This window comes from Treponema sp. Marseille-Q4523 (genome assembly GCF_016901105.1).
GTDB lineage: Bacteria > Spirochaetota > Spirochaetia > Treponematales > Treponemataceae > Treponema_D.
In genome coordinates, this window is sequence record NZ_JAFEVM010000012.1 from 57,256 (window position 1) to 73,962 (window position 16,707).

The following is a 16,707-nucleotide window of genomic DNA, read 5'->3' on the forward strand; positions in this document are numbered from 1 at the left end:
CTAGTGCGATTGCAGCGCCGCAGTGAAGTGCCGTATATCGCTTGTTATGCCGAGTACGAAAAGCGCTGCGATGATCGCAAGCCCCGCGTACTGCGCGTAATATTGTATTTTCGGATTGATCGGACGGCGGCAAACGAATTCGACGAAAGCGAAAAAAATCAAAGCGCCGTCGAGCACCGGTATCGGAAGCAGATTCATAATAAAAAGCGAAATGCTGATAAAAGCCATGAGTTCCAAAATCGCCGTAATGCCCTGTCTGAAGCCTGCGCCGAATCCGTCTTCGACGGTGTTTCCGAGCATGCCCGCAACGCCGACGGGGCCTGAAATCGCATTTTGCACGTCGGCTCCTTTGAACAAAAGCGCGATGCTCTTTACGGTAAGCGAAAGGGTTTCGCCCGTCCGCTTTATCCCCTCAACGAGCGCTTTAAAGAACGGATACCGTTTCGCTTCGCGCATTATCGGTTCGTTCGAAAAAGGCGTGACGCCGATCTTTCCGCTCCCGGTCGATTTGTCGAAGTCGCTGTGAACGGTGCAGGAGAGCTTTTCGCCGTCACGCAATACGACGATATGCAAATCCTTATCGGGGTTCGATGCGACTTCTCGGATGATGTCGGAAAAATCTTCGACGAGTTTTCCTTCGATCGACAGGATCGTATCTCCCGTTTTCAATCCCGCTTCTCGAGCCGCCGAATGCACTTCGGGATAGGCTTCGTCCGCAAGCTTTATCTTTGCCGTATACGAATAATACGTATAGCCCGTCATCGCGATCACGGAAAAGGCGGCAAAGGCAAAGAGCGCGTTGAAAAAGGGACCTGCGAATCCGATGAGAGCGCGTCCGAGCGGGGCAATACCGTAGAGTGAATCGCGCTCAGCTTCGATGCGCGGAGAAGAGGAGTCGAGCGCTGCTTGAAAATCGCGCTCTCCTTTCATGCCGCAGTATCCGCCGAGGGGCAAAAGCGATAAACGGTAGTCGGTACCGCCGATCGTTTTATGCAGCAGGGCGGGACCGAAGCCGAGCGAAAAAGATTCGACTTTCACGCCGAATAATTTCGCTGCGAGAAAGTGTCCGAGTTCGTGAAAAAAAACCAAAAAACCGAGACAGACGATGCCGTATATCCATTTCATATCAGAGTTTTTGCAAGAGATCTCGCTTTTGCATCCGCTTTAAAAACGTCTTCGAAGCTTTCGGGTAACACGCTCCAATCTTCGTCAAGCACGCTTCGAACGACGCGGGCGATGTCGGTAAACGAAAGTTTTCCGTCGAGAAATGCGAGGGCTGCGACTTCGTCGGCGGCATTGTATGCAATCGTATAGGATGCCCCCCGTTTTGCCGCTTCGTACGCGTATGCAAGGAGCGGAAAGTCTTCGGTGCGCGGACGGAAAAACGAAAGCGTTTTATCGAAGAGATCAAAAGGTTCCAGATAATTTTCCGCCGTTTCGGGCCGTGTAAGCGCCGAAAGAATCGGGTGTTTCATGTCGGGATCGGAAAGCTGGGCGTAGAGCATGCCGTCCTTTGTGCGCACGAGCGAATGCACGATGCTTTCGGGATGGACGACGACTTTTACGATTTCGGGCGATACGTCGAAGAGGCGACACGCTTCGATCACTTCGAGTCCCTTGTTTGCAAGCGTCGCAGAATCGATCGTAATTTTTTTGCCCATTTTCCACGTCGGGTGGGCGAGAGCGTCTTTTACGGAAACGCGCGCAAGATCTTCTTTTGCGTATGTACGGAAAGGACCTCCGCTTGCGGTTATGAGAATTTCTGCAATATTTTCTTTGCCGATTTTTTCGATGAGGCTGAAAATCGCAGAATGCTCCGAATCGACGGGGATGATGTGCGCTCCCGATTTTTCGGCGAGAGCCCGTATGAGATGCCACGCCATTACGACGGTCTCTTTATTTGCAAGCGCCAAATCGACTCCCGCTTCGAGCACCGCTTTCGACGGGATGAGTCCCGCGCTTCCGGCTATTCCGTTTACCGCGATGTCGGGGCGCGTTTGTTTTATGAGACGCTCGATGCCGTGCGGATCATCGGCCGTAAGCGTAAAATCGCAGCCGAAAGAGGAAGCGAGCTTTTCGGTTTTTTCGCGGCTCGTATGAGAGGCGAGGGCGCACGCGCAAAAGAGGGCGGGCATATTTTTAATGATGTCGAGCGTATTCGTACCGATGGAGCCGGTACAGCCCAAAACAAAAACTTTTTTCATCGTGCGAATATCGGAAGGCCGTAAAGCATGCCGAGCGAAAGATAAAATACGGGAGCTGCAAACAAAAGCGAATCGATCGAATCCAAAACGCCGCCGCGGCCGGGCATAATGCCGCCCGAATCTTTTACGTTTGCACTCCGCTTAAATACCGATTCGGCAAGGTCTCCGACGATAGCGGCGCTTGCGACGAGGATGCCGAACAAAACCGATTTCCAAAGAGAGCCGGGAAAAATATGCGGCAGGGCTTTCTGCGCGATGAGCGAAGCGAGGATGCAGCCGACATAGCCGCCTACAAAACCCGCGACGCTTTTATTCGGACTTGCGGCGACGACGCCTCGGTTGTTTTTTCCGAGCAGCATACCGAAAAGCCATGCGAGCGAATCGCAGATAAAGGTCATCCACAAAAATGCGGCGATGTAAAAACTTCCGTGTTCGTAGGCCGTCATTCGGGAAATAAACGTGATGAGGTAGCCCGTATACAATAAAATCGATACGGAGAGAGACACGGCGGTATTCGAATGTTCGAAGGATTTTACCGTAAGCGCATTGTATGCCATGAGGATACACGCTCCCGCGACGAAGACTCCCGTTACGATGCCGAAGGGGAGGGAAAGGCACACGCAGAGGTACGCCGAAACGGGGATCAAAAGGTTTAAAATTGCGACGAGGGGCTTCGGCAAAAGGGGACTGTTTTTTGAAAATATATCGTAGAGTTCCAAACTGCCGATGAACGAAAAAGTGCACACGGCGATGTGAAAGGGCAGCCTGTGAAAAAACGGAAGAAAGACAAGACCGATCACGAGCGGTATGCCGATAAAAAAAATCAAAAGCCGTTGTACGAGTTTTGGCATCGTACCGTCCTCCATAAAAAAATGCGCTCGCTTACAGCGAAGTCACGCAGCGTCATTTCAGACGGGTACCGCGCCGAACCGTCTCGTCCTCTTTTGAAACTGCTCGATATGACCGTAAAATTCGTCTTCGCCGTAGTCGGGCCACAGCGTATCCGTAAACACGAGCTCCGCATAGGAAGCGTGCCACAAAAGAAAATTGCTGAGCCGTTTTTCGCCGCCCGTTCTGATCAATAAATCGACGTCGGGCAGCTCCGCTATGTCGAACGAAGAAGCGAGTACGCTTTCGTCGATCGCGTCCGCCGGCGTTTGACAGGCGGCAAGTTTTTTGATACCGCGCACGATTTCGTCCCTGCCCCCGTAATTGATCGCCATGACGAGCGTCGTTCCGGTAAAGTCCGCCGTTTCCGCCGTCGCGCTCCGTATCTCTTCGCGGATATCTTCGGGAAGACCCGCTATATCGCCCAAGTGCAAAAGCCGTATTTTATTTTTTTTATAAAATGCGAATTCCGCCCTCAAATGATTTTTGATAAGGCTCATGAGATAGCCCGTCTCTTCGGCGGTACGCTTCCAGTTTTCCGTCGAAAAAATATAGAGCGTCACGTATTCGATGCCGAGAGCGGATGCGGCTCCGACGATTTTTTTCGCCTGCTCGGCGCCCGCATAATGTCCTGCACTGCGGTTTTTATACTGTCTTTCCGCCCATCTGCCGTTGCCGTCCATGATGATAGCAACGTGGCGAGGCAGGCGAGTCGTATCGAGAGAAGTCAACCTTCGAGTATTTCCTTTTCTTTCGCATCGTAGAGCTTTTGTATCTCCGCGATATACTTGTCGGTGAGCTTTTGCAATTTGTCCGTTTCGGCTTTCAAACCGTCTTCGGTGAGCTCACCCGATTTTTGCTGTTTTTTGAGCGCATCGTTTCCGTCACGGCGGATATTGCGGATCTGCGTACGGTAATTTTCCGCGTCGGCTTTCGCCTGTTTGACGAGCTCTTTGCGCCTGTCGGCCGTGAGCGGCGGAATCGCGATGCGGATCACTTTGCCGTCGTTCGACGGATTCAAACCGAGGTCGGCAGCCTGAATCGCTTTTTCGATGTCACCGATGAGCGATTTGTCGAAGGGCTGAATGACGACCGCCCTCGCTTCAGGGATCGCGATCGTAGCCACTTGGTTGAGCGGCGATTTTTGACCGTAACAGTCGACGCGCACTTTGTCGAAAAGAGCCGCACTCGCGCGTCCCGTTCTGATTGCGGCAAAAGTATCGGTAAGCGAATGTATCGCTTTTTGCATTTTCTCTTCACTGTCTGCCATTGCATCCTCCGGTAGAAAATACGGTTTTAGAAAGGTTCGTTAAAACAAACGCATGGCAAAGCGCACGCGAGAGGTTCGCGAACGCTTTGCATCGTGCCTCTATCTCCCGAGAACGTAGAGATGCACTTCTCCGAATTCGAGCGGGGTGCCGACTTCTTTCGACACTTCCGCGAGTTTTGCGGCGACACTCACTTTGTCGTCTTTGACGAACATCTGATCGACAAAACACACTTCTTCGAGATGCTTTTTCAGTTTACCCTTTAAGATACCGTCTTTGACGTTTTGCGGCTTTGACGCCATCTTTTCGTCCTGGTCGAGCTGCTTTGTAAATATTTCCATCTGCTCGTCCATATAGGACTGGGGAACGTCTTTTTGCGTGATATAGGCGGGTGTAAAAGCCGCCATGTGCAGACAGCAGTCGTTTGCGAATTCCTGCACTTTCGGATCCGTCGAGCCCTTGACGATACAAACGGCGCCCGTTTTGAAATCGCTGTGGACGTAAGTGCCCGCAACCGCGTTTTCCGGCACGTCGATAAGCGATACATGTCGCACGGACATGTTTTCACGAACTTTCGTCGCAAAAACGGTGAGCATATCGGAATGTTCAGGTTCGACTTTTGCATAACCTTTTTCAAGCGTCAAATCGACGAGCTTTTGTCCGAGAGTTATGAATTCGTCGTTTTTGGAAACGAAGTCCGTTTCGCACACGAGTTCGACGACGGCGATCTTGTTTCCCTTCCTTTGAATGTAGATGCGACCTTCGGCAGTCGCGCGATCCGCACGTTTGGCGACGGCGGCGAGTCCTTTTTCTTTTAAAAGTTTTGCCGCTTTGTCGATGTCGCCGTTCGTGTCTTCAAGCGCGCGCTTGCAGTCCATCATGCCTGCGCCCGTCGTTTCACGCAGCGTTTTGATATCCGATGCTTTAATATTCATTATTTAACTCCAAAATTGTCGAGTCGTCCGAAGATTTTCGTTTTCGGACAGCTCCTTTACATTAATTATTTGTCGCGGTAGATTTTATCTTCGTCGATAAGCTGATCCGCTTCCTTTTGATCGCTGTCGACGTCCTCTTCTTTTTTCGGCTCCGTCGGCTGGTAATTCGAATAGTCTTCGATTTCGACGTCGTTGTCTTTGACGGCGGCATCCGTCTGCACGTTTTCGTCTTCATCGTTCAAATTTTCGAGGATCTTCAAGCCCTGTTCGTTGTCCGCTTCGATGACCGCATTTGCGATGATCGACGTAAACAGCGAAATGGCGCGGATGGCGTCGTCGTTGCCGGGAATGGGGTAGTCGATGCCTTCGGGATTGCAGTTCGTGTCGACGACGGCGATGATGGGAATGCCCATGCGGTGCGCTTCGGCGACGGCGATCTGCTCTTTGTGCGTGTCGATGATGAATACGACGCCCGGCAGCTCTTTCATCTCTTTGATACCTGCGAGGTTTTTTTCAAGCTTCGCTTTTTCTTTTTGCAGAGCGGAAACTTCTTTTTTTGTCAGATTGTCGAAAGTGCCGTCGACTTCCATTTTTTCGATTTTTTTAAGCCGCTGCAGCGATTTTTTGATCGTTGAAAAGTTTGTGAGCATACCGCCGAGCCAGCGGTTATTGACGTAAAATTGACCGCAGCGCTCGGCTTCTTTTTGGATCGCCTGCTGGGCCTGTTTTTTCGTTCCGACGAAGAGGATCGATTTTCCCGCCGTCGTCGCTTTGCGTACGACTTCGTAGCTTTCTTTTATAGCCGCGATCGTCTTTTGCAAATCGATAATGTGAATACCGTTCCGCTCCGCGAAGATATATTTCTTCATGCGGGGGTCCCACCGCTTTACCTGATGACCGAAATGAACTCCCGATTCAAGCAGGTTTTTCATGGTTACAACTGCCATGACGTACTCCTTCACCGGTATCGTATGATACCCCGAACTCTGTTTCTCGATGCGCCGTCTCTTAATAATTTTTATTAAAGAGATAAAACGTACGGAAGATCGTTTGCCCGTTTAAGCCTACGGCCCGAGGGCTTACGGCAAAGCTATTCGATGATCGAATAACCCTGCGACGTAAGGATATCATAAAGCTCGGAGATGGGCAAGCCCTCCACGCCGCTGGTCGTGCCTTTTATCTTTTTAATAAAACACGAAGCGAGACTTTGAATGCGGTAACCGCCTGCAGCCCCATGCCATTCTCCCGTTTCGATGTACCATTCGATTTCGCGCTCGCTCATCTCTTTGAACGTCACTTCCGTAACGCTTTCGCGGGCGACCGTCGCCTTCGTTCTGCCGCTGTAGAGCGCGATAACCGTTTTGACCGTGTGCGTTTTTCCGCTCAATTCGCGAAGAAAGGCCGCCGCTTCTTCCTGATCGGAAGGCTTGCCGTAGATTTTATTGTTGAAGATGATGACCGTATCTGCGGCCAGCACCCACGGGATTTCCCTATCGGCAGCGAGCGAGCGCACGACGGCTGCGACTTTTTCACGCGCAAAAATTTCCGGCACATCTTCTGCCGGAAGTGCGGACGATACGGTTTCGTCGATGTTCGGCATGATCACTTGATACGGAATGTGCAAGAGTTTCAATATGTCCTGACGGCGCGGCGACGACGATGCTAAAATAACGGGTTCCATGATTTTTTTACATCCTTAAATAACTTTTTTGTATTTCGGATTTATCCGAAAATTTCGGTTTTCAGACATACCCTATAATAATGCGTTGTCGTTTTTACGACGATGAGAGATATGGGATTCGAACCCACCGCCTTCAGCTCCGGAGGCTGACGCTCTATCCAGATGAGCTAATCTCTCTTGTGCGCGGCGCATATCGCTTTCTGCGTTCGTACCGCGCGCATCGATCAAAAAAAATCGCCTGCAAATTTCCGAGTCGCCCCACGGAACAATTGCGAAACGATATTTTTTGATTGTCGATTACTTTCCGCTTCCCGAAGACGATCCGTCGGATTTAATGCCTTTGAGCACTTCGAGCGCGCGCTTTCGCACCGCACTCGTATAGTGATAGTCGGATGCGATCCGCGAGATCTCGTCGACCATCGTGCGTTTGTTTTCCGTACTGCCTGCGAGTTTTTCAAACGCGTCGAGCGCTTCGATCGCCATGCTGCTTGTAGGATTCAATACGCGGTTTCGGTGATTTGCAAACGCGATCGCATCGGCGGCTTCGTCGTTTTCGTTTAAGCCCATCTCCCCGAGCGCGCGGATCGCGGCGGCCTGTACCATCGGTTCGTTATCCGCAATCGCGATATTGATGAGCGTGTTTTTCGAGTGCTCTCCGACGACTTTTGCGAGGAGCAGGCAGGCTCTCCGCCGAACGTCGGGGTAATTGTTGGAAAGACGGCCGCCCGTTCTCGCCTGCGTCAAAAGACCTTCGCCTGCAAGCTGATCGAGGGCTGCGGCGACATCTTCGGATACGTTGCCGCCTTTGACGATACCTTCGAGGTACTCAAGGGCGACGAGCTTGTTGTCGTACGAATCGGATCGGGCGAGGGTCAGCACGACCGTTCCGTCGATATCGCTCAAATATTCGTTTTCAACCGACGTTTCGCTTCGTTTTGCGGAATCGTTTTTTTTCTGGACTTGCTGTTCTTGCGCAAAGAGCGCCGAAGATGCCGCAATCAGTACGGCTGCACAAAACGTAGTTTTATCAAATTTCATTTGCCCGATCTCCTGTAAAAATTCTGAAGAAAGCGACAGCTTCCGAAAAAGTTTTTAACCTTTGCCCCATTCTATAAAAAAGCAAAAAAAAAATCAATGTTCGAATCGGGCTGCTCAATCGATCGGCGGAATATGAACGAGCCACTTTCCGTCGACTTTATTAAAATAATAATAGATGATATCGGTATCTTTGCTCACTTGAACGGCTTTGACGTCCGTCTTGGAATCGTATCTGATTTCGTCGACTTTGCGCCCTTTCCGCGACGGAACGAAGATGTACGTAAAATAATCGCGCAGACTGTTCATGCGCAGCCCCTTGACAGGAAGCATCTTCGACGCACGCTGCAAATTTTTAGGATTCGACCAATAGCGGATCGATTCCTCGTCGATAAATTTAAGCCACGCTTCATAGCGGCCGCCTGCCATAATGGACGAAAGTTCGTCGATGGTCGCCATGATCGCGGCTTTATCGTCTTCGAACGTTTTTTTCGTGATATCGATATTATTGATCGAACGAAGGTATTCTTCGTTTTCACCGGTCGTCTTCGCATCCGTTTTTTGTCCGGAGCCCCTCTTTTCCGCCGGCGCTTTTCCGGTCGACGACGAGGACGAATTCCGAGCGGGGCCTGTAGACGCGCACGCCAGAATTGAGAGCAGAGAAAAAACACAGCCGACAAGGGTCGCAATTCTTTTTATCTTTTTCATAATATCCTAAATATACAATCGATTGTCCGTTTCGTCAAATGGCGAAATGAAAAAATATTGACGGTGCCCGCTGTCTTGTTTACCGCGCCAAGTTGATGAACTCTTCCTCCATGTTTTTTACATTTCCCTCAGTATAATCGCTGAAGCGGAACAACAGTTTTTCGACTTTGGCGGTGATAAAGGGTTTGCCTGATTTCAGTTCGTCCGCAGCGATGGCGCCGAACGTCTTTCCCAAATCGTAAAACCATACTTCGCCCAAAACCGTGTCGCTCCATTTTGTCCCCTTATACACGCTGTCGATAGAGAGACGGTAGGTGCCCGGAAGCAATATGCAGGGATTTTTGTTCGCATTGGCAGAGAGCCATTTTGTTTCAGCTTCCCGGTCGTCAAGCCGGAAGCCCGCATATAAATCGACGAGGTTTAATTTCCGTTTTTCATGTGTTTTGACGTTTTCAAGCGTCATCGTTTTTATCCGATTGTTCTTTGCCCACGTTAAGTCTTTCCGATCGTGAATATCGGAAAGCACTACGGAATCTTCGACCCACGACTCTTGTTTGGACGTATAATTCCGTGTCAAACCGTTGGTCATAAACGGACCGAAGACCGTCGATGTCAGCGTAAACTCGATCCATTCTCCGATACCGTCGCCTTTTGCGCCCTCGACCCAGCCGTTCAAAAGCTCGCCGTCAAAAGAGCATTCGGGTTTATACGAAGAAGATTTTTCATCGGTGATTTTAAAGCTTCCGTCGAGAAAAGAAGAAGCGCTGATATTTCGGACAAAGTCTTGCTTTTCGCGGTTTTGCATAAAAGCCCATCCCATTTCGTCGTCATACGTGTACCCGGTGAATTCAAAATATTCGCGTGCGGAAGGTTTGTAATTTCGCGCTGCAAGGATAGTGCCGCGGTCATCGGAATAACTGCCGAAGCCGAAAAGACTCTTTTGCTCAAATTGTGCGGCGGAATTGTGCACCGTAACCTCGTCATCGGTCAGCAAGACGAAGTTCTTAATGCTCCCTGCCCACATACCGCCGGTCGAAATGTCGTAAACGCTTTTGTAAACCTCTCCGCGTTTGGCGCCTTTGTCGGTATCCGTTGCGTAGGTAATATCGACGACGGAGGATGAAGAAGCGGGGAACTCCAGTTCGTGGTAAAAGTGCAGTTTAAGCGTGATTTCGCCGTTATAAACCGGCTGGCCGCCCCATTTTTCGGGGACTTTCATTTGACTTTCCTGAACGACGCTTGTTTCGATGCCGACGTGCGTAATCGGAACTTTTTTGCCGTTTAAGAGGATGTTTACACCCTCGTAAACGGTTTTATTTTTATCCTTATGAAAAACGTTTTCACCGTAGAACTCATCAAGCTGCTTTTTATATTCGGCATAGGGAATAACGCGCAATTTTTTATCGGCTTCCAAAGGATTGACGGGGATTGTTTTGAACGCCTGCCCTTCGTCTCGTATCGGCTGCGTTTGCCTGCCGAATGCAAGGTTTAAAGCCGTCAAATTATAAAAGGCTCTAAAATCGCTTGTAACGATTTGTGTGCCGTCAAATTCATACGGGATTGTAATGACGACGGGGAACGCGCACGGCACCTTCCGTTTTTGCGCCGTAAGATTTTTAAAATCGAAAAGCGCGCGCACCGTATGCCGCTTTTGGTTGACATATAAAAACTCGCTTTCCAATGCGATTTCTTTATTCGGCTCCGTAACATAAATGTTGCCGTACGACCAATTTTCAAGGTACTTTGTACCGCCGTCATCGGCAAATCCGACGCCGATCGCGCTTACGGACAGCAGCAGCATTATAATCGTCTTTTTCATCGTTTTACCTCATGAGCAGTATAACTCATCTGCAAATAAAGCGGCTATAGGGCAATATAGTCTTCGCAGGGATTCCGCATTATAAAATTTTCGCAGTGTTGCCTTGTACGCAAAGACAATGCGGCTGCGAACCTGAATGTTATACGAAAAATCGTTCTGAACATACTCAAGTAACTTGATTTTTTCGACACGGTAAAAGCAAAGCAGCTGCCGCTTTGTCACAAACAAAGACTGTGCGACAAACGCGAAGATTGCCTTGAAAAGGTCTTGAATACTTTATAATGCGGAATTCCTAGAGGGACAAGGAGGCAAAAAAATACAATTCTTGCATATAAGCGACAATTATTGTAAAATACGGTTATAATTATGGATAAAAAAATTATCAGCGGGACCATTAAGGACCAAGTATATAAATATTTAAAAGATGAAATATGCAACCGTAATTTTACACCGGGTCATTGGCTTCAAGAACTGGAAATTGCGCAAAAATTAGGCGTAAGTCGCTCTCCCGTCCGAGAAGCAATAAAACATCTTGCTATGGACGGCTTGGTTATAGAAATCCCCAATAAAGGTTCTTATGTACGTGAATTTACGCAAAAAGACGTACTCGATGCGTGCGATTTGCGTTTAATGATGGAAACCTATGCGTTATCGCAGTGTAAAGATAATTTAACGGAAAAAAATTTGAATGCACTTCAGGAATTTCTTAAAGAATTTAATTATCATTATGAAAAAGATAATTTAAAAGAATACATTAACACCGATACGGACTTTCACCAATTTATGGTTTCTCTCAGTACCAACGGTATGATCAGCGTTGCTTATAACCGTATTCAGCCGCTTTTTCAGCCGTTTCGTATTTATTCTTTGTTGGAACGGCGTCGTTTTGACGATTCGATCGGCGAGCATAAGAGAATTATTGAAGCTTTACTCAAAAAGAATGTCAAAAAGGCTATAGAGGAAAACACAAAACATTTAGAGCTGGTTCGGAATCAAACTCTTGAAATGTATAAGACACGCTATCACGAAAATATTGAAAACGATTTTTCACATAAAAAGCGGCAAAACGATAGCTAAAACAAGCGTTGTAGATTGTTTCATTTTGCCGCAACTTTGTTTTACATTATAAAATTCAAAATAATTAAAAGGATAAAGCCTGATGTGGAAAGCGTTAAAACAGCGCCGAACCAATTCCAAAACATATCTTTCATATCCGTTAATCCGGTTGTTTTATTGACAACCCAAAAATAACTGTCGTGTATGTTTGTGATGCCGATGGAACCGATGCAGCAGGCAAGGCCGGCTAAATACGGATTCACGCTCGCCATTGAAAGAATGATGGGCGCGGTAATTGAACCTGCAGTCAGCATGCCGACGGTAGCCGAACCGCTGACAATACGCAAAAGATAAGCGATTACAAACGGTAACAATATGCCGGGTATTTTTGCGTTTACGAGCATCTGTGCGATTGCCGAACCGGCACCGCTGTCTTTAAGAACTTGTCCGAGCGCACCGCCTGCACCTGTCACGAAAACGATAACGCCTGCTTGCTGAATGGATGTTTCCAAAAGAGAAACAACCTTTTTACGATCGGTTTTTCCGGCTAAACCGTAGATAGCGAGCAGTACTCCTAAACCGACCGCAACTACCGGATCGCCTATTAAACCGATAAAGGTTTTTACGTGTCCCTTTAAGCCCAGTGCATTTGCAACCGTATTCAACAGAATTAAAAAAATCGGTGCCAAAAGCGGTGTAAAAGAAATGAATGTTCCCGGCAAACCTTCTTCGGAAATATCCGTCGTCGTTGTCATTTCTTCCGCTGTATATGCACGGTCGATTAAAATGGAAGAGTCTTTCGGATCCGGTCTTTTATTTATTTTTTTGCCGACCCATTTTGCATACATTAAGCCAGCGATGGCAATGGGAATGGAAACAAGCAAACTGATGAGGATAAATTTTCCGATATCAAGTTCAAAGAATTGCACTATAGCTAAAGGACCGGGTGTAGGCGGGACAAGCGAGTGTGTTACCAAAAGTGCCGCTCCCAATGCGCAACCGATCGTTACGACGCTTTTTCCCGTGTTGCGCGACAGTGATTTAGAAAGCGGAGAGAGAATAACAAACGCCGAATCGCAAAAGACGGGAATGGAAACCAAAAAGCCCGTAATAGCCATTGCTATTTCTTCTTTCCCTTTGCCAAGTAATTTAATAAAGGTAATGGCCATCCGTTTTGCGGCGCCGCTTTCTTCGAAAATAGCACCCATCATTACGCCGAAGCCGATGATAATACCGATACTGCCTAAAGTTCCTCCGAATCCCGTTTTGATTGCCGAAACAATGTTGTTTGTGGGCAGGCCGACAATTAAACCGGCGATAACCGATCCGATAATCATTGCGAGAAAAACATGGATTTTCGTTTTTGTAACAAAATAGAAAATCAATCCGATCGATACCGCTAACCCGATGATTACGCGCACAACGTTTACATCACCCATTTTTGCCTCCTAAATATTTATCCGGAATTTCTTTGCTCCTTAAATTACGGGCCCGAGCATGTAGAAATCCATAGATTTTGAGTATTTTATCGCTTCGCCTTTTGACGTTTCCCCGTCGGCGACTCGAAGCAACTTTGCAAACGTTTCTTCGCCTACTTCTTCTATAGAGCGTGTTCCGAGTGTAATCAATCCTGCGTTGATATCCATATCGTTTTTCATGTTTTCGTATGTCAGCGGGTTTCCGCAGATTTTAATAACCGGTACGACGGGGAAGCCCTGAGGTGCACCGCGTCCTGTAGAAAACAAAATGATTTGCGCACCGCCGACCGCCATACCGCTCAAGAGTTCGATTTCGCGGCCGGGCGAATCTTTGATCCATAACCCTTTTCCCCGAGGAGTTTCAGTATATCCGATGACCCCTTCTATCGGTTTTGTACCCGATTTTACAATGGCCCCAAGTGATTTTTCTTCGATGGTGCTTAAGCCGCCCTTGATGTTGCCGGGAGTCGGCTGGCCCCTGCGCATATCGACGCCGATCGCTTTAACGCGGTTTTCCATTTCCGTTACAATACGCGTAATATCTTTTGCAACGGTTTCGTTTTTCGCTCTTCTTTGTAAAATATGCTCGGCCCCGATAAATTCGGTTGTTTCCCCGAACATAACGGTTCCGCCCATATCGATTACTTTGTCGGCGACATATCCGATAACGGGGTTCGCCGCTATGCCGGATGTCGTATCGGAAGCGCCGCATTTTATTCCTATAACAAAATGCGACATATCGACTTTTGTTCGCTGTATGTTTGCGATTTGCATTATCAGACTTTGTGCTTTATCCAAACCGACTTTTATTGCCGCGCTGGTGCCGCCCAGCTCCTGTACGTTTATTCGTTCTACGGGTTTTCCGGTAGCTCTGATTGCCGCTTCAAGGCGATCGGTGTCGACGCCTTCGCATCCGAGACTGACGATCAAAACAGCGCCGACATTGGGATTTTCGCCTATTTTTATTAAACAGTCCGTCGTTCGCTCCAAATCGGGAGGCGTTTGGCAGCAACCTTGGTGATGGATGATTCCTTGCGTCATTACAGTGTTCGCAACGATCGCCTCGACGACTTCATTAACACAGACAACAGCGGGAAGAATAGCGACGTAATTGCGTACGCCTACTTTTCCGTCTTGCCGTACATAACCATTAAATACGGGTATTTTATTCATTTTATTTCTTTTCCTCTTTTATAGCGTCCGTAACTTGCTTTGTTTTTTCCGCATTCCAATCTCCGCGTCCTCGAATGCTTTCTATATTGTGTACGTGTACATGTTCTCCGATCCGTATCGGGGCCGATGCAATTCCGATTTCTTCCCCGTACTTTGTTACTTGTTCGCCGACTTTGTGTTCTTTTATTGCAATTTTATGACCGTAAGGAATATCCTGTATAACTTTTAGAGGATATGATTTACCTTTTTTATCCAAAATCAAAACCTCATCGCCTGCTTTTGCCTGTTCGAAAACCGATGCGACCGTATCGGAGTCGTGTAGCTTAATCGCTTTTACCATGTTGATTGCTCCTGTTTTTATTTTCCTTTGACTATGACGGATACACCGTCGGGAATGATCGTCACTTTTGCGTCTTTTCCTTTAATTTCGTACGCTTGTTGTAATGCGCTGTCTACGGTATCCGCATACAAAAACCCCATCGCCGTTACGAGCGATTTTTCCAAGGAAGAAACTAAAATGATTTTGTAAGAAAGAAGGGCTTCGGCAAAGCGCTGTACACACCACTGCTCGGAAACGGTTTGTTCGGGCGGCGTCGCAAGAATGCGTTTTAATAAAACGGATGCGCTTGCCTCTTGCATCATTCTGCCGAAATTTTCGCCGCCTAATCCGTCTTCGCATGCCGCCGCTAAAATGATAACCGCATCTTTTTTTGCGCACATCAACGCGGATGACAAGCACTTCGGGCATTGATAGAGATTTTGATCCAAGGGATATCCGCCGTTTGTTGTAATGACGATATCGGCTTTTATCGCTTTTGTTCCTACATCGGCAAGCAGTTTTGCGCATCCCGCTCGGTGCGCTTTATCCGTATCGCCTGCAAAAGCGCCGATAATTTCTTTTTTTTCATTGAGCAATACATTGAGAATAAAAGCGAGGTTTGCCATTCGAGCGGCTTTGATCATGTCTTCGTGAATCGGATTTCCGTCCAAAACGCCGGTAATCGACTTCGGATCGGCAATAGCCTTTGCACTGTGATTGATGTTGACACAGGCTTGTGAAGCGATTCCCGGAAAAATGCTTTTTCTGCCGCCTGAAAAACCTGCAAAAAAATGCGGCTCTATAAAACCTTCCGCTATCAATAAATCAGCATTAAGCGCCAGTGTATTTATTTCACATTTGCTTCCTGAGGGAAGTGTGCCGAGTTCCGTTAACGAAGATTTGTCGTATGCATTATGGTTTACAAAATGCTCTTTTTCAAAAAGTTCGTTCCCGAATCGTGCACGCATTTCTTCAGAAGTCATGCCGCGATGTAAACCTGTTGCAATAATAACGGTAATATCGGCATGAGGATTTCCCCGCCTGATTTCAGCGAGGAGCAGAGGGAGCGTTATTTTACTGGGGACGGCTCTTGTGTGGTCGCTGGTGATGATCACGACTTTTTGTTTGTTTTGTGCCAATTCATGAAGCGGCTCGCTGCCGATAGGTTCTGCAAGGGCTTTTATAACAATGTCTTTTTCATCGTTTTTTTTGTCGGCTGTCGTTTTCGGGGGAGTTAAGATTCCTGCGATGTTATTCGATTCGATATTTACTTCTATGGACTTTTGTCCGTACGGCAGTGAAATCTTTTTTATCATATGATTTTTAACCTCCATACACACTTTATTATGTATACATAATAAAGTGTGTATGGAGAGTTGTCAAGAAAATATTTCAATTATTTTCGCCTTGTACAATTTCCGATCCCGCGTTAATATAATCGTATGACAACAGCAGTATTTCCGGGTTCGTTCGATCCGCCGACGAACGGGCATTTAAGCATTATCAAAAGAGCGAGCAAGCTTTTCGATACGGTCGATGTCGTCATTGCCGTAAATGCGAACAAGCAGTACCTCTTTACGGAAGAGGAACGCTGCCGTATGATGAAGGAAATCATCAAACCGTATGCGAACGTGACCCTCCACTTGTGCAGCGAGCTTGTCGCGCAGTATGCGAAAAAAACGGGTGCAAACGTGCTGCTGCGCGGTATCCGCAATACGAACGATTTTGCATACGAATTCGATCTGTCGCTGATGAATCACATGCTGAATCCCGACATCGAAACGCTGTTTATACCGACGGAGCAGCGCTACGTCATCGTCAAATCGAGTTCGATAAAAGAGCTCGCCCAGTATCACGGCGATATTTCGTCGATGGTACCGCCGATCGTCGAAGCGGCGCTGAAAGCGAAATTCCCCGAGTGAGATGCGAGTCCGCTGCCGCATACACAGATGCCGAACGGAGTGTCCTCAGCCGTTGCTCCATAAAGTGTGTTCTCGACAAGCGTGTTACGGAGCGCGTATTTCCTCACGTAAAAATCTAACCGAAACGGTTTCGGTTACTCAAGTAAAAATCTAACCGTAGCTATGACCGTTGTACTGCCATAGCGATAAGCTTTCGCTGCAACAGCTGCGTCTTGTCAAGC

17 protein-coding genes and 1 tRNA gene are annotated in these 16,707 nt (G+C 47.9%); 2 read left to right on the forward strand and 16 right to left on the reverse strand.

Annotated elements, in window-relative coordinates; translation table 11 throughout:
* The 12 genes from JSQ97_RS05490 to JSQ97_RS05545 form a co-directional block, all read right to left on the reverse strand.
* Nucleotides 1-1,125, reverse strand: coding sequence for a M50 family metallopeptidase (locus tag JSQ97_RS05490; protein ID WP_205075124.1), 1,125 nt, complete (start codon nt 1,123-1,125; stop codon nt 1-3).
* Nucleotides 1,122-2,204 carry a 1-deoxy-D-xylulose-5-phosphate reductoisomerase gene (locus JSQ97_RS05495; RefSeq protein WP_205075125.1) on the reverse strand — a complete coding sequence of 361 codons (1,083 nt, stop codon included), beginning with the start codon at nt 2,202-2,204 and terminating at the stop codon, nt 1,122-1,124. The genes JSQ97_RS05490 and JSQ97_RS05495 overlap by 4 nt, the downstream gene beginning before the upstream one ends.
* Nucleotides 2,201-3,055 (reverse strand): phosphatidate cytidylyltransferase, encoded by an 855-nt coding sequence (locus JSQ97_RS05500; RefSeq protein WP_205075126.1) that lies wholly within the window; start codon nt 3,053-3,055, stop codon nt 2,201-2,203. The genes JSQ97_RS05495 and JSQ97_RS05500 overlap by 4 nt, the downstream gene beginning before the upstream one ends.
* Nucleotides 3,056-3,112: 57 nt before the next feature.
* Nucleotides 3,113-3,823, reverse strand: coding sequence for a polyprenyl diphosphate synthase (uppS, locus tag JSQ97_RS05505; protein WP_205075127.1), 711 nt, complete (start codon nt 3,821-3,823; stop codon nt 3,113-3,115).
* Nucleotides 3,820-4,362 carry a ribosome recycling factor gene (frr, locus tag JSQ97_RS05510; RefSeq protein WP_205075128.1) on the reverse strand — a complete coding sequence of 181 codons (543 nt, stop codon included), beginning with the start codon at nt 4,360-4,362 and terminating at the stop codon, nt 3,820-3,822. Before frr ends, uppS begins: the two co-directional genes overlap by 4 nt.
* Nucleotides 4,363-4,461: 99 nt before the next feature.
* Nucleotides 4,462-5,295: a translation elongation factor Ts gene (gene tsf / locus JSQ97_RS05515; protein WP_205075129.1), complete on the reverse strand. Its 834-nt coding sequence runs from the start codon at nt 5,293-5,295 to the stop codon at nt 4,462-4,464.
* A 65-nt stretch (nt 5,296-5,360) separates the two neighbouring features.
* Complete coding sequence (gene rpsB / locus JSQ97_RS05520) at nt 5,361-6,242, reverse strand: 30S ribosomal protein S2 (RefSeq protein ID WP_205075130.1); 882 nt, start codon at nt 6,240-6,242, stop codon at nt 5,361-5,363.
* Between the two features lie 143 nt (nt 6,243-6,385).
* On the reverse strand, nt 6,386-6,976 hold the full coding sequence (locus JSQ97_RS05525) for a Maf family protein (protein ID WP_205075131.1): 591 nt from the start codon (nt 6,974-6,976) through the stop codon (nt 6,386-6,388).
* Between the two features lie 103 nt (nt 6,977-7,079).
* Nucleotides 7,080-7,153, reverse strand: a tRNA-Arg gene (locus tag JSQ97_RS05530).
* A gap of 120 nt (nt 7,154-7,273) precedes the next feature.
* Nucleotides 7,274-8,014 carry a HEAT repeat domain-containing protein gene (locus tag JSQ97_RS05535; RefSeq protein ID WP_205075132.1) on the reverse strand — a complete coding sequence of 247 codons (741 nt, stop codon included), beginning with the start codon at nt 8,012-8,014 and terminating at the stop codon, nt 7,274-7,276.
* Nucleotides 8,015-8,128: 114 nt separating this feature from the next.
* Complete coding sequence (locus JSQ97_RS05540; protein WP_205075133.1) at nt 8,129-8,719, reverse strand: hypothetical protein; 591 nt, start codon at nt 8,717-8,719, stop codon at nt 8,129-8,131.
* A gap of 79 nt (nt 8,720-8,798) precedes the next feature.
* Nucleotides 8,799-10,538: a hypothetical protein gene (locus tag JSQ97_RS05545; RefSeq protein WP_205075134.1), complete on the reverse strand. Its 1,740-nt coding sequence runs from the start codon at nt 10,536-10,538 to the stop codon at nt 8,799-8,801.
* Nucleotides 10,539-10,904: 366 nt separating this feature from the next.
* Between JSQ97_RS05545 and JSQ97_RS05550 the strand changes: the two genes are divergently transcribed.
* Nucleotides 10,905-11,615, forward strand: coding sequence for a GntR family transcriptional regulator (locus tag JSQ97_RS05550; protein ID WP_205075135.1), 711 nt, complete (start codon nt 10,905-10,907; stop codon nt 11,613-11,615).
* A 41-nt stretch (nt 11,616-11,656) separates the two neighbouring features.
* Here JSQ97_RS05550 and JSQ97_RS05555 read toward each other — a convergent pair whose 3' ends face one another.
* Genes JSQ97_RS05555 through larA form a run of 4 tightly spaced genes read right to left on the reverse strand, consistent with a single transcriptional unit; the run spans nt 11,657 to nt 15,880 of the window.
* On the reverse strand, nt 11,657-13,033 hold the full coding sequence (locus JSQ97_RS05555) for a GntP family permease (protein WP_205075136.1): 1,377 nt from the start codon (nt 13,031-13,033) through the stop codon (nt 11,657-11,659).
* Between the two features lie 39 nt (nt 13,034-13,072).
* Nucleotides 13,073-14,245, reverse strand: a complete 1,173-nt coding sequence (locus JSQ97_RS05560) for a UxaA family hydrolase (RefSeq protein ID WP_239446966.1) — start codon at nt 14,243-14,245, stop codon at nt 13,073-13,075.
* A 1-nt stretch (nt 14,246) separates the two neighbouring features.
* Entirely contained in the window at nt 14,247-14,585 is a 339-nt protein-coding gene (locus JSQ97_RS05565) for a UxaA family hydrolase (protein ID WP_205075137.1), read from the reverse strand.
* 17 nt (nt 14,586-14,602) lie between these two features.
* On the reverse strand, nt 14,603-15,880 hold the full coding sequence (gene larA, locus JSQ97_RS05570; protein ID WP_239446968.1) for a nickel-dependent lactate racemase: 1,278 nt from the start codon (nt 15,878-15,880) through the stop codon (nt 14,603-14,605).
* Between the two features lie 126 nt (nt 15,881-16,006).
* Here larA and coaD point away from each other — a divergent pair, with 126 nt between their 5' ends.
* A complete protein-coding gene (gene coaD, locus JSQ97_RS05575; protein ID WP_205075138.1) occupies nt 16,007-16,486 on the forward strand; it encodes a pantetheine-phosphate adenylyltransferase in 480 nt (159 codons plus the stop codon).
* Nucleotides 16,487-16,707 lie beyond the last annotated feature (221 nt).

Bases quoted from the DNA above. Each gene is read 5' to 3' on its own strand.
- JSQ97_RS05490 (WP_205075124.1), bottom strand. From the start codon at position 1,125: ATGAAATGGATATACGGCATCGTCTGTCTCGGTTTTTTGGTTTTTTTT.
- JSQ97_RS05495 (WP_205075125.1), bottom strand. From the start codon at position 2,204: ATGAAAAAAGTTTTTGTTTTGGGCTGTACCGGCTCCATCGGTACGAAT.
- JSQ97_RS05500 (WP_205075126.1), bottom strand. From the start codon at position 3,055: ATGCCAAAACTCGTACAACGGCTTTTGATTTTTTTTATCGGCATACCG.
- frr (WP_205075128.1), bottom strand. From the start codon at position 4,362: ATGGCAGACAGTGAAGAGAAAATGCAAAAAGCGATACATTCGCTTACC.
- tsf (WP_205075129.1), bottom strand. From the start codon at position 5,295: ATGAATATTAAAGCATCGGATATCAAAACGCTGCGTGAAACGACGGGC.
- rpsB (WP_205075130.1), bottom strand. From the start codon at position 6,242: ATGGCAGTTGTAACCATGAAAAACCTGCTTGAATCGGGAGTTCATTTC.
- JSQ97_RS05525 (WP_205075131.1), bottom strand. From the start codon at position 6,976: ATGGAACCCGTTATTTTAGCATCGTCGTCGCCGCGCCGTCAGGACATA.
- JSQ97_RS05535 (WP_205075132.1), bottom strand. From the start codon at position 8,014: ATGAAATTTGATAAAACTACGTTTTGTGCAGCCGTACTGATTGCGGCA.
- JSQ97_RS05540 (WP_205075133.1), bottom strand. From the start codon at position 8,719: ATGAAAAAGATAAAAAGAATTGCGACCCTTGTCGGCTGTGTTTTTTCT.
- JSQ97_RS05545 (WP_205075134.1), bottom strand. From the start codon at position 10,538: ATGAAAAAGACGATTATAATGCTGCTGCTGTCCGTAAGCGCGATCGGC.
- JSQ97_RS05550 (WP_205075135.1), top strand. From the start codon at position 10,905: ATGGATAAAAAAATTATCAGCGGGACCATTAAGGACCAAGTATATAAA.
- JSQ97_RS05555 (WP_205075136.1), bottom strand. From the start codon at position 13,033: ATGGGTGATGTAAACGTTGTGCGCGTAATCATCGGGTTAGCGGTATCG.
- JSQ97_RS05560 (WP_239446966.1), bottom strand. From the start codon at position 14,245: ATGAATAAAATACCCGTATTTAATGGTTATGTACGGCAAGACGGAAAA.
- JSQ97_RS05565 (WP_205075137.1), bottom strand. From the start codon at position 14,585: ATGGTAAAAGCGATTAAGCTACACGACTCCGATACGGTCGCATCGGTT.
- larA (WP_239446968.1), bottom strand. From the start codon at position 15,880: ATGATAAAAAAGATTTCACTGCCGTACGGACAAAAGTCCATAGAAGTA.
- coaD (WP_205075138.1), top strand. From the start codon at position 16,007: ATGACAACAGCAGTATTTCCGGGTTCGTTCGATCCGCCGACGAACGGG.